The organism is Xanthomonas sp. NCPPB 1068 (genome assembly GCF_041479385.2).
GTDB lineage: Bacteria > Pseudomonadota > Gammaproteobacteria > Xanthomonadales > Xanthomonadaceae > Xanthomonas > Xanthomonas cannabis.
In genome coordinates this window covers 3,557,629-3,570,594 of record NZ_CM192986.1, presented here as the reverse complement: position 1 = coordinate 3,570,594, position 12,966 = coordinate 3,557,629, and the positions used below count along the sequence as shown (strand labels likewise).

The 12,966-nt window shown below is 63.0% G+C and carries 12 protein-coding genes; 8 read left to right on the top strand and 4 right to left on the bottom strand.

Going from position 1 to position 12,966, the window contains the following annotated elements; all coding sequences use genetic code 11:
- Nucleotides 1-137: 137 nt before the first annotated feature.
- On the top strand, nt 138-617 hold the full coding sequence (locus ACCQ12_RS15065; RefSeq protein ID WP_372382103.1) for a JAB domain-containing protein: 480 nt from the start codon (nt 138-140) through the stop codon (nt 615-617).
- A 102-nt stretch (nt 618-719) separates the two neighbouring features.
- Here ACCQ12_RS15065 and ACCQ12_RS15060 read toward each other — a convergent pair whose 3' ends face one another.
- Together ACCQ12_RS15060 and ACCQ12_RS15055 are read right to left on the bottom strand one after the other, a co-directional pair.
- Nucleotides 720-1,067, bottom strand: a complete 348-nt coding sequence (locus ACCQ12_RS15060) for a hypothetical protein (RefSeq protein ID WP_372382102.1) — start codon at nt 1,065-1,067, stop codon at nt 720-722.
- 102 nt (nt 1,068-1,169) lie between these two features.
- The gene (locus ACCQ12_RS15055) at nt 1,170-1,496 is read right to left on the bottom strand and encodes a hypothetical protein (RefSeq protein ID WP_104579937.1); all 327 of its coding nucleotides are present in this window, start codon (nt 1,494-1,496) and stop codon (nt 1,170-1,172) included.
- 267 nt (nt 1,497-1,763) lie between these two features.
- Between ACCQ12_RS15055 and ACCQ12_RS15050 the strand changes: the two genes are divergently transcribed.
- Nucleotides 1,764-3,365: a MobA/MobL family protein gene (locus ACCQ12_RS15050; protein WP_372382101.1), complete on the top strand. Its 1,602-nt coding sequence runs from the start codon at nt 1,764-1,766 to the stop codon at nt 3,363-3,365.
- A 52-nt stretch (nt 3,366-3,417) separates the two neighbouring features.
- Here ACCQ12_RS15050 and ACCQ12_RS15045 read toward each other — a convergent pair whose 3' ends face one another.
- Complete coding sequence (locus ACCQ12_RS15045) at nt 3,418-3,759, bottom strand: hypothetical protein (RefSeq protein WP_372382100.1); 342 nt, start codon at nt 3,757-3,759, stop codon at nt 3,418-3,420.
- A gap of 788 nt (nt 3,760-4,547) precedes the next feature.
- On the opposite strand from ACCQ12_RS15045, the gene ACCQ12_RS15040 reads away from it, so the two are divergent.
- From ACCQ12_RS15040 to ACCQ12_RS15030, 3 genes are all read left to right on the top strand, one after another.
- A complete protein-coding gene (locus ACCQ12_RS15040) occupies nt 4,548-5,165 on the top strand; it encodes an STN domain-containing protein (protein ID WP_372382099.1) in 618 nt (205 codons plus the stop codon).
- 378 nt (nt 5,166-5,543) lie between these two features.
- Nucleotides 5,544-5,936: a hypothetical protein gene (locus ACCQ12_RS15035; RefSeq protein WP_047693099.1), complete on the top strand. Its 393-nt coding sequence runs from the start codon at nt 5,544-5,546 to the stop codon at nt 5,934-5,936.
- Nucleotides 5,937-6,025: 89 nt separating this feature from the next.
- Nucleotides 6,026-6,418 (top strand): H-NS histone family protein, encoded by a 393-nt coding sequence (locus tag ACCQ12_RS15030; RefSeq protein WP_047693010.1) that lies wholly within the window; start codon nt 6,026-6,028, stop codon nt 6,416-6,418.
- Between the two features lie 348 nt (nt 6,419-6,766).
- Here the strand turns inward: ACCQ12_RS15030 and glgX are convergent, their stop codons facing one another.
- Nucleotides 6,767-8,899, bottom strand: a complete 2,133-nt coding sequence (gene glgX / locus ACCQ12_RS15025; RefSeq protein ID WP_047693009.1) for a glycogen debranching protein GlgX — start codon at nt 8,897-8,899, stop codon at nt 6,767-6,769.
- Between the two features lie 506 nt (nt 8,900-9,405).
- Between glgX and rimK the strand changes: the two genes are divergently transcribed.
- The 3 genes from rimK (at nt 9,406) to ACCQ12_RS15010 (ending at nt 12,961) form a co-directional block, all read left to right on the top strand.
- Entirely contained in the window at nt 9,406-10,281 is an 876-nt protein-coding gene (gene rimK, locus ACCQ12_RS15020) for a 30S ribosomal protein S6--L-glutamate ligase (RefSeq protein WP_506191665.1), read from the top strand.
- Nucleotides 10,282-10,959: 678 nt separating this feature from the next.
- Nucleotides 10,960-11,637, top strand: coding sequence for a response regulator transcription factor (locus tag ACCQ12_RS15015; protein WP_003490678.1), 678 nt, complete (start codon nt 10,960-10,962; stop codon nt 11,635-11,637).
- On the top strand, nt 11,630-12,961 hold the full coding sequence (locus ACCQ12_RS15010) for a sensor histidine kinase (protein ID WP_166744818.1): 1,332 nt from the start codon (nt 11,630-11,632) through the stop codon (nt 12,959-12,961). Before ACCQ12_RS15015 ends, ACCQ12_RS15010 begins: the two co-directional genes overlap by 8 nt.
- Nucleotides 12,962-12,966: the final 5 nt, after the last annotated feature.

The window sequence follows — 12,966 nt, the reverse complement described above, 5'->3', positions numbered from 1 at the left end:
CCTTCTCGACGCTGACGCTTTGTTGCGGCCCTTCGCTGTGCGCCGCTTGCGCGGTGCTCGCTCTCGGGTGCGGTAGGGCCGGACGCTTCGCCTGTCGGTTCCCACGAGGCGCCTGTCGCGCCGGTGGAGACAAACCGATGAAGCGCACCCAAGACCTGAAGCCTCAATATCAACTTCAGATGGACGAGGAGGGCATCTTGCTCGCCGCCGCGACCATCCTGGAACAGCGCCTTCAACGCCAAGGCCGCATTCACAGCCCCGACCAAGCCGGCAGCTACCTAGTGGCCCGCTGCGCACATTTGAGCCACGAAATCTTCGGCGTCGTCTTCCTCGACAATAAGCACCACATCCTGGCCACCGAGCATCTCTTCAGCGGTACCATCGACGGCTGCGAAGTTCATCCCCGAGTCGTTGCCAAGCGCGCGCTGGAGCTCAACGCGGTCGCGCTCATCTTGTTTCACAACCACCCTTCGGGCACTCCGGAGCCGAGCGAAGCAGACCGTAAGGTCACTCAGCGTCTTCAGGAAGCCCTCGGCCTCATGGACATCCGGATCCTCGACCACCTGGTCATCGGTGGACGGCAGCACGTCAGCCTGGCCAGTAGGGGGTGGGCATAGCCCGCCCCCTCATACCTGTCCCTAGAAGCAGACGACAGCGGCAGTCCCGTGCTGCCGCCCTCAAGGTTCACATCCACCAAGCCACGGCTCCTCTTAAGAGCCTTATTTCTTGCTCGGAATAAGGGCCACTACAAGCTTGGTCCCTTTGGGTAGTTCCGCGCGCAGTTGCGCTTCCATGACTCCATCTTTCAAGTCGAACCAAGGGTCCATGTAGCCGCCTGGAACCTTGAGCAGGTAGTGATAGCTCTTATATCTGCCCCGGCTATGGATACACACGATGGTGCCACTGGGCAGCTTCGCGGGAGGGTTCCAGTCTGCAACGACCTTTACGCCTTTCTTGTAAAGAGCATTGGCTATCTCGTCTATCTCAAAGCCTTCCGGGTGGTCGTCTATTCCGCCCGATTTTTCCTTCTCCAGTAAGCGCTTTGCCCGCTGGTATGGGATGTCCAAGATCGATGCCACGCAGGCAGCCGCACAACCCCATTCGTCTTCCTGCGATACAAGTGCGTCTGCAACCCTTCGACGCGCGATGGGCAGGGCAGGCGAGCAGGCTCAATGCGTGCTGTGACCTTCTTCGGCGTTCGAGATTTCCATTCGCAACGCGCCGAGGGAGCTCGCTTGGTTACGGATTGCCGCGTCACTCCGATTTCCTACGTGGGCCAAAAGCGCACCCACCAACTCGGCATCCTCCAGGGATTCTGCTCCCGCAAGAAACACGAGCTCTGCCACCCGCGTGCGTCGCTTGGCTTCTTCGCGGCGTTGCATCTCCTTGGCCTTCACCGCTTGGCGCTGTTGCGCTAAAAGCTCGCGCGCTTGATGCTGAGCCAAGCGTTCCGTGGCTCTTTGGATTTGGTCTCGGTAGTGATTCGTTGCGGTCATGCGTTTCTCCTGCCTGGTGGAAATGAGTCAACCAGGAAAACGGCTTGCGTCAAGCGTTGGGCTGGTCTCGAATTTCGTCCGCCCCGAGAATCAAAAAAGCTGAAAAACGAGGCTTGAAAGAAAGAAGCAAGAGCGCACCTAGGTGTCACTGCGTGACACGTGCGCAAGGGTCTTCGCCCCTTGAACCCCAAGTGCTTTCAGCCCTTGCGAAAATCTGAATCCACGGCATAAACGAAGCGAACTCAACCGCTTCGGGACCCATGCTTCATGGCCATCTACCACGCCAACGTCAAAACCTTCAGTCGCGCCAAAGGGCATTCCTCGATCGCAGCGGCCGCTTACCGCGCCGGCCTGCTGCTTGAGGACGCCATCACTGGCATGCGCCACGACTACCGCCGCCGGGACGGCGTGGTCGAAACGCGCTGCATCGCACCCGAAGGCGCACCCGACTGGGCCCTGGTCCCCGCCCAGCTCTGGCCGGCGGCGGAGGCGGCTGAGCGCCGCAAAGACTCCACGGTTGCGCGCGAGTTTGAATTTGCCTTGCCCCACGAACTCGATGACCTCCAGCGTTCCGACTTGGCCGTGGAAGTCACCCGTGCGCTGGTCGGTCGCTACGGGTTCGCGGCCCAAGCGAGCATCCACAGCCCAGGCAGCAAGGACGGCTTGAACTGGCATGTCCACGTCCTGGCAACGACTCGGCGCATGGGGCCAGACGGTCTCACGGACAAAACCAAGGAACTGGACGGCGGGCCGTCGGGACGTGTCGAGGTGCAGTGGGTGCGCGAACTCATTGCCTCCATTATCAACGCCCACCTCGAGAAAGCCGCGCTTGAGATTCGGGTGGACCATCGCAGCCTGGAAGCACAGGCAAGTGACGCCTTGGCGCGTGGCGACCTAGCCGCGGCTGCCATGCTGTCCCGCGAGCCGACCCAGCACGTCGGCAAAAACGGCACCGCGCTGGCTCGACGGGGCCAGCCGTCGGAGCGTTCGGACGCAAACCGTCGAATCGAAGAAACCAACGAGACGACGTTTAAGAAGCTGATTGCGGCGTTCGAAAAAGAAGGGCGCGCCATGCCGGTGCCCGACGGTCACAGCCAGGCCCAGGCCGAGCGCGAGGCTCGCCGCCCTTCCGACGCTATCTCTCTGCCATTGGGCCGCGGGGCGGGGCACATCGAGATGTCGAGCAGCATGGCGCCCATCGCCCGTGGGCTGGGACTGATGGAGGCGGAGGAGGCCAAGCCGTCGCGCGAGCCACGTTCGGTCTCCGAGCTCGCGGAGGAGGCCAGCGACGAATGGGGAGTCGTTGTTCAAGCGGATCCCCGCTTGGCTCAGACGCTCCAGGCCACACTGACCTTGCTTCAGTGGATCAGGGAACACGTGGCTGCCTTCGCCGAAGAGGCCCGGCTACGCCCGGACCTCAACGAGTTGCTCCGTCGACTGCGGCGCTTCAAGGCCGCCGCCATGAAGTTCGCCCGGAGGCTATTGGCGGTGCGCCGAGCCGAGAAGCTGCACCACATGGCCGAGAACGCGTGGCACGACTTTTTGGCGAACAATCCCGAGCCGGGTCCATCGTGGATGCAGGGGGAGTGGACGCAGCGGCGTGGGCGCCGGTTGAGCACCTTGGAAAGCCGGACCGCAGAGCTGGCCGATGCAAGGGCTCGGGTGACCCCGGAGGAGCAAGCCCTCTGCGAGAGAGAGGCGTCGGCCAGCGCGGCGCACCTGGAGGTGTGGAGCCAAGACATGCTCCAGCGCTATTCCCTCCAGCTCGACATGGCACCCAAGCAGGATGGGCCCGGTCCAAGCCATGCCGTCTCCGCCCCTCCTGCCCCTGCACCTGTCTACGTTCCCAAACCGCCGCGCCTCCACTGAAACCAAAGAGCCCCGCACTGCGGGGCTCAATGTTTGCGGGCGCTTGGCCGGCTCAGTGGAGGGTCGGGCGCTTCTTGCTGCGCACTGGATCCAGCTGGGAGTCTTTGGGCGTCCGGCCTGCGCGCCATTCGTCTATCGATGGGAGCTCCCGAACGATGACGGCCTCCCGGGTGCGCACAGCCTGGGATGGCTGGGGCGGGGCATGCTCCAAGGATTGGGCGGCGGCGCTCCCACTTGGTGGCTTCTTCTGGCTGTAGACGATCAGTTCGCCGGCGGACGCCCAGGCATTGCAAACATTTTTTTGGCGCACCAGTGGCTCGTCGGAGAGGGTCTGGCTCATCAGCCCGGCGAGCAAGTGGCCGGCGATCTCAAGTTGTTGGGGGTTGGTGGTCATGAAAACTCCTGCGTGTGGGGAAGTCCTCATCCAATCAACAATTCCTGGCTGCGCAAGAGCTCGCTTGTGGGCTTATTTCACAAATTTGAATACGAGGGAGGCTTTCATTTTTAGTATGCCCAATGCTGATAGGTAAAGCGGCGTCGCTCTCCTGGTCAGCTGGGAAATAGTGGGTTCTGCATTGCTGGAGGAGACGCGCCTACCAGGCTTGGGAGACCGGGCGGCTACCCTCTCTTCGGGGCCTAACCGGTCCCCAAGAAGTCCAAGGTTCGCGGGCCCAGGGCCTTGAAGCGCTGCCGCTCGCTTGGCTATGATCGGGTATCACGCGGGGTATCATTTTTGGATCACCCCATCTCGGGATAAGTTAGGAAAATCAATTGGTTGGCGCGGGAGGATTCTGTTCCCATCGCCCGCTCCACTGCCGCAATGGCGTGTGGTTGGGTCATCGACATTCCCTTGAAGATCTTTGGTTGCCACCGACGTAGGCGTGCGCTGCACGCTGCATGGTCGAGCTGTGGCTGACGTCACCGAGACTCTTGCAAGGAGTCATCGGAACGTGTGGGCGTCCTTGTCCGACGTACTCGCGGGCCAGGCTGCCATTGCCGCCTGGTGTATCGCGTAAGTCCGGGAGCACAGGATTTCGTCCGGCATGGATCGGGGCATCTGGCGAGTGGCTTGAGGCAGTGTGCGTCCGGAAGCTGAGTGGTCGGGCCTCCCGGCCTGAGCAGCGCGTCGGCGCAGGCCAACCAGGTCATTGGCGATCTCCGCACCATGGCGGTGGGGCGCGGTTGATTCCGGTTCCGTTCGGAGTCGAGCGTCTAGCGTTGGCCTCGCACGGATGTCTGTGTGTTTCGGGTGCTGTCATGTCTGCTGTTCGCCGTCGCTTGTCCTCGATCGTCATTGCAGTGGGTGCTGTTATGTGTGCCGGGCCGGTCATGGCTGCCTGTCAGCCTGGGCCGTTCACGCTTGCGCTGTCGGCGCAGCGGCTGGACGAACGATTGCAGGATCTGGCCCACCAGACGGGATGCGCGGTGGAGGTGGATCCGTCGCTGCTGCAGGACAAGCGCGTACAGGCCTTGAGTGGAACCTTCACCGCCGATCAGGCATTCATCCAATCGGTTCGCGGGAGCGGTCTGGAGGCGGACTACGCCAGCGATCACTGGCGCGTCAATCGCGCGCAACAGCTGTATTTTGCCGAGCGTGTCGAGACCTTGCAGAGCGCGATTACAGATGCGCGCAAGAGCAACGCGATTACCGGGCGTCAGGCAAAAACCATGAACGCGCAACTATCGAAGATGGCGGTGGAGGTTCCCAAGCGTGTCCGTCAGCAGGGTTTTCTGAGCGCAGCCGAGCGCGCCTCCTACGAGCGCACCTTGAAGGAGATCGAAAAGATCCTCCAGGGCTGAGGTCGGGCGCAGCGAAGATGTGCGCCGCGGTCACGTAGGGGGCAGATTGGCGGCACCTTTGGTCCTTCGAGGTTCGGGTGCCCGTGGCCTGTCCATGCGCACTGGGCGGCGATGGCGCTGGCAGAGCTGCGCGCGGATCGTGCTGGTGCGCTTTCCCCTGCGAGCGGGTCGCTGCGTTGTGGCCCGGCGTTGCGCCATCCGGGCATGATGCGTGTATCGCACATCCCGTCGAACGAGTTGCAATGACGACGATTGCAGGCGGTTTTCCCGGTGAAAATGGCACTACAGCTTCGTCATTTCCTTCCTGGCAGTCAGGAAGCTCCTGATTGAGCAAGCGCGGGCTGGCAGCCATAGTGTCCCCATCATTTGGCGGTCATCATGACAACGACTCATTCACAGCTGGTTGGTGCGCTGATCAAGGGCATGCGTCGCGCCGAATCCGCGCAGGCGGCCTCGATCGCCCATCGCCCGGGCCTGCCGGCGAAGGCCAGCATCCCGGGCACGCCTGACACTGCCGGCAAGGTGCTCGAAATGTTCAAGCTCGACCCCGAACAGATTCGCCACATGGGACTGATCGGGGTGGAAGAATTGGGCGAAACGGTCTGCCACGCGTGGTCGATCAACGCCGGTCAGCTGGACCGGGTGGTGCAATGGTTCACCGCCCCCCGGGTGGAGTTTGTCGGCAAGCATTGCAGCGAGCTGATTCGCGCCGGACGCATCGGGCCGGTGCTGACCATGGCCCGTGAACACGCCTTGCTGCGGCATGGCTGAGCGCAAGTCGACCCGGAAAGGGCCGGGCGCTTTACGCTGGACGGCATAGCGGCAATACTCGTTGACCCGCCTAACCTCAGTTTTTGTCAATGCGCCAGGTTCCGCCCGCTTCATCCTCAGCTGCCGCCAAAGCCCAATTGCTGGAAGAGTTGCGCAAGCTTGAGCAGGAAGAAGCTCAGCTCAAGTATGCCCAGACCCTGGAAGCCTTCGACCAGGTGGTCGAGGTGCTGACCCAGTTCGGCAGCCGGTTCAATGCAAAGCAGAAATCCCAGATCGCCTCGCTGGCCATGACCGGCAAGTCCAAGGGGCCGCTGACCTCCACCGGTGAAGTGGCCGCCAAATACTGGCTTCCGCACTCGGGCGAGACCTGGTCCGGGCGTGGCCGCACCCCGCGGGCGTTCAAGGCGTGGGAAGGCACCAGTTCCTACAAGGAATGGAAGTCCAAGCATCCGGACAAGCGTTTTCCGCTGTATCCGGGTTGAGTCTTCAGTCAACCGGATAGCGGATTCGTCGAACACGTTCTGGCTTGCTGTGGCCTCCACCGTTGGTCCGGTGCATGTCGTTACGCAATACGCAGGTTGCCTCATCGGCGCTGGGGAAGTGGCTTGGCGATTGCATCAGCGCATGAATTGGAGCGCACACCATGCGCGCATCGATGATGCGCGGCCTGGCAATGCTGCTTTGGCCAGGTTCGAAAGCCGGATGACCAACGTTGGATCGTGCGTGAGCAGTTACCCGACCAACTTCAACGCCGTATGACCGTTCCCTGCACATAAAAAAGCTCGCTGCCCACCTCCCGGCAGACAGCGAGCCACATCAGCAAGCGCGCTTTACTGGTCGCTCTTGCACTCGAACACCGACACGCTGCGCGGCGGCGCCAGGAATTCGCTGGCGCCTGCCGGCATCATGTCCACCTCCAGCGCTTCGTCGGTCGACAGCACCAGCTTCCAGTGCACCGGCTCATCGGTGGAGGGCAGGGTGAAGGTCACGCCCTCGTGGTAGGCATTGATCACGATCAACAAGGTGTCGTCGTTGGCCAACTCCTTGACGCCGGAGGTCTGCGCCTTGCCTTCCAGGAGCAAACCGACCGAACGCGCGCCTGCGTCGGTCCAGTGCGCATCCTCCATCTCGGTGCCGCCCGGATTGAGCCAGGTGAGATCGCGCAGGCCGGCTTCTTCGTTGTACTGCCCGTTGAGAAAACGGCCGCGCGACAGGATCGGGTAGCGCTTGCGCAGCCGGGTCAATGCCTTGACGAAGTCGGTAAGACGGCCGTCGGTCGGATCGTTTTCCCAGTCCAGCCAGGTGATTTCATTGTCCTGGCAATACGTGTTGTTGTTGCCGCCTTGCGACTGCGCACGCTCGTCGCCGGCCAGCATCATCGGCGTGCCCTGCGACAACAGCAGCGTAGCCAGCAGATTCTTCATCTGCCGCTCGCGGATCTGCAGGATGTCGGCGTTGTCGGTCTCGCCTTCTTCGCCGTAGTTGCACGAGCCATCGTTGGACGAGCCGTCGCGATTGTCTTCGCCGTTGTCGATGTTGTGCTTCTCGTTGTAGCTGACCAGGTCGCGCAAGGTGAAGCCGTCATGCGCGGTAATGAAGTTCACCGACGCCCACGGGCGGCGACCCCGGCGGTCGAACAGGTCGGCCGAGCCGGTGAAGCGGGTGGCAAACTCGGCCAGCTTGCCGTCTTCGCCTTTCCAGAATTCGCGTGCGTTGTCGCGGAACTTGTCGTTCCACTCCGACCAGCCCGGCGGGAAGTGGCCTACCTGGTACCCGCCCGGGCCACAGTCCCACGGCTCGGCAATCAGCTTGACCTCCGACAGCAGCGGATCCTGATTACAGGCATCCAGGAAGCCACCACGTTGGTCGAAGCCGCTTGGCTCGCGGCCAAGAATGGTGGCCAGGTCGAAACGGAAGCCGTCCACGTGCATCTCGCCGGCCCAGTAGCGCAGCGAATCGTTGACGAACTGGATCACCCGCGAATTGCTCAGATTCAGCGTATTGCCGGTGCCGGTGTCGTTGATGTAATAGCGCTTGTCTTCGGCAAGGCGGTAGTAGCTGGCGTTGTCGATACCCTTGAACGAAAGTGTCGGGCCCAGCTCGCTGCCTTCTGCAGTGTGGTTGTAGACCACGTCCAGGATCACTTCCAGGCCTTGCTTGTGCATGGCCTTGACCATGTCGCGGAATTCATCGCGATGGCCGCTGGAGAGGTAGCGCGACTTCAGTGCGAAGAAGCCGATGGTGTTGTAGCCCCAGTAGTTACGCAGGCCCTTGTCCAGCAGATGCTGGTCGTCCAGGTAGGCGTGCACCGGCAGCAGTTCGACCGCGGTGATGCCCAGGTCCTTGATGTACTGCAACACCTGCGGCTGCGCCAGGCCGGCGAACGTGCCACGTACCGCTTCGGGCACCTGCGGGTTGCGCATGGTGTAGCCGCGCACGTGGGTTTCGTAGATGACCGTCTCGTTCCACGGCTTGAGCAGGCGTGCATCGTCGCCCCAATCGTAGGTGTCTTCGACCACCACGCATTTGGGCATGAACGGAGCGCTGTCACGCTCATCGAAGCTCAGGTCGCCGTCCGGGTGGCCGACGGTGTAGCCATAGAGCTCGTCGGCCCAGATCAGGTCACCTTCCAGTTCACGCGCATACGGGTCGAGCAGCAGCTTGTTGTGGTTGAAGCGATGGCCTTCGGTCGGCTCGTAGGGGCCATGCACGCGGTAGCCGTAGCGCTGACCGGGTTTGGCATCGGGCAGGTAGCCATGCCAGATTTCGTTGGTGTATTCGGGAAGGTCGACGCGGGTTTCGTTGCCGTGTTCGTCGAACAGGCACAGCTCCACACGTGTGGCATGCGCGGAGAAAAGCGCAAAGTTGGTGCCCTTGCCATCGAAGACGGCACCGCGGGGGAACGGGCGCCCCTGACGGATGCGGGAGGGGTTGGCATAAGCCGCGCTTGCTGGACGTCGCATGGAGAGTCTCGGGTGCGCCGGCATGCCGGCATTGAGGAGGCTCAAGCATTGCGGTTTCAACTGTGCAAAACGCGTTACGGCAATACGGGTGCGGCGTGAGGGCGGGCGCCAGACCGTGCGCCGTCAAGGGCATTGTCACGCAGTGGAGCAGTGGCGCTCGCTTGTGCGTCACCAATGGCAGCCGCAAGCGAGCAGTGACGCACGACGCGCCGCGACCGGCAATGCGCAGGCTGCGGGCCGTCGACCGAGTCGAAGGGTGCGTGCTGCTTGAGCGCTGCGCGCGCGCCCTGCTAGCATCGATCCGGTTGAGGCTGCGCAGCGTTTGCGTTGCTGCAACACCGCCGAAACGCTTGCGCGTTTCCATCCTCGGGGCCGTCGCATACCGGGTCACGCGGCGCGAGCAGGGCATAGGCGTCCTGCGCGCGCGCGACCGGCATATGCGTGGACTTGGGTCACCTCGTCATCAGACTCCGACCATGTCCAGGCCGCGCCGTGTCCCTGCTGCGATGAAAATCGCCATTCTTTCGCGCAACAGCAAGTTGTACTCGACCCGGCGGCTCATCGAAGCCGCACGCAAGCGTGGCCACACCGTGCGCATCCTCGACCCGCTGCGCTGCTACATGCGCATCGCTGCCGACGGTTTCAGCCTGCACTACAAGGGCAAGCCGATCACCGGGTTCGATGCGGTGATCCCACGCATCGGGGCCTCGGTGACGCGCTACGCCACCGCGGTGCTGCGCCAACTTGAATTCATGGGCACCTACACGCCCAATCCCTCCGACGCCATCCTGCGTTCGCGCGACAAGTTGCGTGCACACCAGCTGCTGGCCGCGCAGGGCATCGACATGCCGGTCACTGTGTTCGGCGACAACCCCGACGATACCCAGGACCTGTTGTCCATGCTCGGCCCGCCGCCGCATGTGGTGAAGTTGAACGAAGGCGCCCAGGGGGCCGGGGTGATCCTTACCGAAAAGGCCAGCGCATCGCGCGGCGTGGTCGAGGCACTGCGTGGGCTCTATGCCAACTTCATCGTGCAGGAGTTCATCGGCGAAGCCGAAGGTGCGGACCTGCGCTGCTTCGTGGTCGGCGACCGGGTCGTTGCGGCCATGCGCCGGCAGGCGGCCGAGGGCGACTTCCGCTCCAACCTGCACCTGGGCGGGACCGCCGCGGTGGCGCAGGCCACCGAGCAGGAGCAGGAGGTCGCGGTACGCTCGGCGCGCGCGCTGGGCCTGGCGGTGGCCGGGGTAGACCTCATTTGCTCCAAACGCGGTCCGCTGGTGCTCGAAGTCAATTCCACCCCCGGGCTGGAGGGGGTGGAAGGGGTCTGTGGCGTCGATGTGGCGGCGGCGATCATCCAGCACCTGGAGCAGTCCGTCCATTGATCTGCGCCTCGATGGCCTTATCGAAAATTTAACTAAAATCTAATCCTTTGCTCGCTAGCCTCTCCCAACCGTAGCTCCGCTCTCGGCAGTGACGGTGATCGGGATGAACTTTTGGCCCAAGTGCGGTGTCGCACTTGGGCCTTTTTGTGGATGGCTTGCTGCTCCGGAGGTTCGCGTCTACATTCCCCAATTGTTAAATCCGGTCAGACGCAGGGAAGGGTCGTATGGCGAGGCAATTGAACGTGTTACTGCCGTGCGCGCGATCAGCGCGCGTCACGTCGGTGTCGCCGACCGCGCAGGCACGCTGCCGGCTGCGGGTAAGGCACAGGCATAGCGACAGGGGGCAAGCAAGTAATGGCTCCGATGTCAGTCAGGAACAGCGCGCTAAGGTAGCGGGGTGCCTGGTCGGAGTGGGAGCGGTATTGGTGGCGCAGCCGGAGCGACAGGAGCTGCAGCCAAACCAGCCAATAGCCACCTGCAACCCTCCGGAGCTCGTCACCCGAATTTTGTCCAGGGCAAGCGAAGATGGCCGGCAGAACGCTGGCGCGAGCGAGCACCTGGTGTGCAGATGAGTACGAAGCAGTGCATGACGCTCGCCTGGCGTGCAGTCTGACCACTGTGAATGACACGATATTTCTCGGCGCCAGCGCTAAAAACAGTTTAACGAATGAGGTTCCAGTGCGAATTCTAGTGATTGAAGACAACAGCGATATCGCCGCCAACCTGGGCGATTATCTCGAAGACCGTGGGCACACCGTGGACTTCGCCGCCGATGGCGTGACCGGCCTGCACCTGGCCGTGGTGCACGAGTTCGACGCCATCGTGCTGGATCTCAACCTGCCCGGCATGGACGGCATCGAAGTCTGCCGCAAGCTGCGCAACGAAGCACGCAAGCAGACCCCGGTGCTGATGCTTACCGCGCGCGACTCGCTGGACAACAAGCTGGCCGGCTTCGACTCCGGTGCGGACGACTACCTGATCAAGCCGTTCGCGCTGCAGGAAGTGGAAGTGCGCCTCAACGCACTGTCGCGTCGCGGCAAGGGCGTGCACACCCGCGTGCTGGAAACCGGCGACCTGGAATACAACCTGGACACGCTGGAAGTGCGCCGCCGCGGCAAGCTGCTGCAGCTCAATCCGACCGCGCTGAAGATCCTGCAGGCGCTGATGGAAGCTTCGCCGGCCGTGGTCACCCGCCAGGAGCTGGAAACCCGCGTCTGGGGTGAAGAGCTGCCGGATTCGGATTCGTTGCGCGTGCATATCCATGGCCTGCGTGCGGTGGTCGACAAGCCCTTCGACGTGCCGATGATCCAGACCCGTCACGGCATCGGCTACCGCATCGCGTCGCCTGATGCCTGAACGCACAAGCGCGCGCCCGGCGCGCAGGCGTGGCCGCTACCGGCGGCGCCTGCGTAGCCGCATCATCCTGTCGTTCGTGTTGTTGGGCTTCTGCCTGACCACACTGTTCGCCTTCGCCACCAACTGGGCACGCGCGCGCGTGGAAAATCAGTTGGTCGAAGACGTGATGAACCGCAACATCGACGCATTCGCGCAGCGGTTCTATTCCGACCCGCTGCACAATCCGGATCTGCCGGTACAGCAGATGCGTGGGCGCGTGGTCAAGAGCGACAAGTTCGAAGCGCTGCGCCTCGAGCAGCCGGAGTGGTACCAGTTTCCCGATGGCATCCACACCATTTCCGGCGTAGACGAAAACGGCAATGCGTACTCGTACAAACTGGCTGTGCGCAAGACGCCCAGCGAGTGGTTCTTCCTTGCCTATGACATGACCCAGACGCTCAAGGGCGAGATTCAGCTCAAGCGCACCCTGATGCTGTCGGTACTGGTGTTCAGCGGGTTTTCGCTATTGATCGGCTGGTGGTCGGCGTCCAAGGTGATGCGCCCGGTGTCGGACCTGGCCGCACGCCTGCGCGCCTACCGCGGCGGCACCAGCGAGCCCAAGCCGCTGGCCGCGCATTTCCCCGATGACGAAGTGGGCCAGCTCGCCGAGGCGCTGGACGATTACTCCGCGCGCCTCACCGAGGTGGTGCAGCGCGATCGCGAGTTCAATGCCGATGTCAGCCATGAACTGCGTACCCCGCTGGCAGTGATCCGCGGCGCCACAGAACTACTGCTCACCAAGCCCAATCTCGACGAAAAGGTGCTGCAGCGGTTGCAGCGCATCCAGCGCGCCGAACAGCAATGTAGTGACCTGATCGGCTCGCTATTGCTGCTCTCGCGCAACGAACGCGGGCAGGGCAGTAGCAACGTGGCCAAGGTAGCCGAACAACTGATCGACGCGCACCGCGCCCAGCTCGGCGGCAAACCACTGGAGTTGCTGCTGGAAGGCGAACGCGACCTGGTCATCGACGCCCCCGAATCTGCCCTGTCGGTGGCGCTGGGCAACCTGATCGGCAACGCGGTCAAATACACCCAGGACGGCCAAGTGCGCGTGCGCGTATTGGCCGATGCCGTCGAGGTGATCGACTCCGGCCCCGGCCTGAGCGAAGAAGACGCCGCCAAGCTGTTCCAGCGCGGCTACCGCGGCACCCACGCCGGCCACTCGCAAGGCGGCGGCATCGGCCTGTCGATCGTCAGCCGCCTGTGCGACCTGTACGGCTGGCGCGTCAGCGTGCGCCCAGGCCAGGAGCGCGGCGTCATCGCCACACTGGCCTTCCATCGCTGACCAAC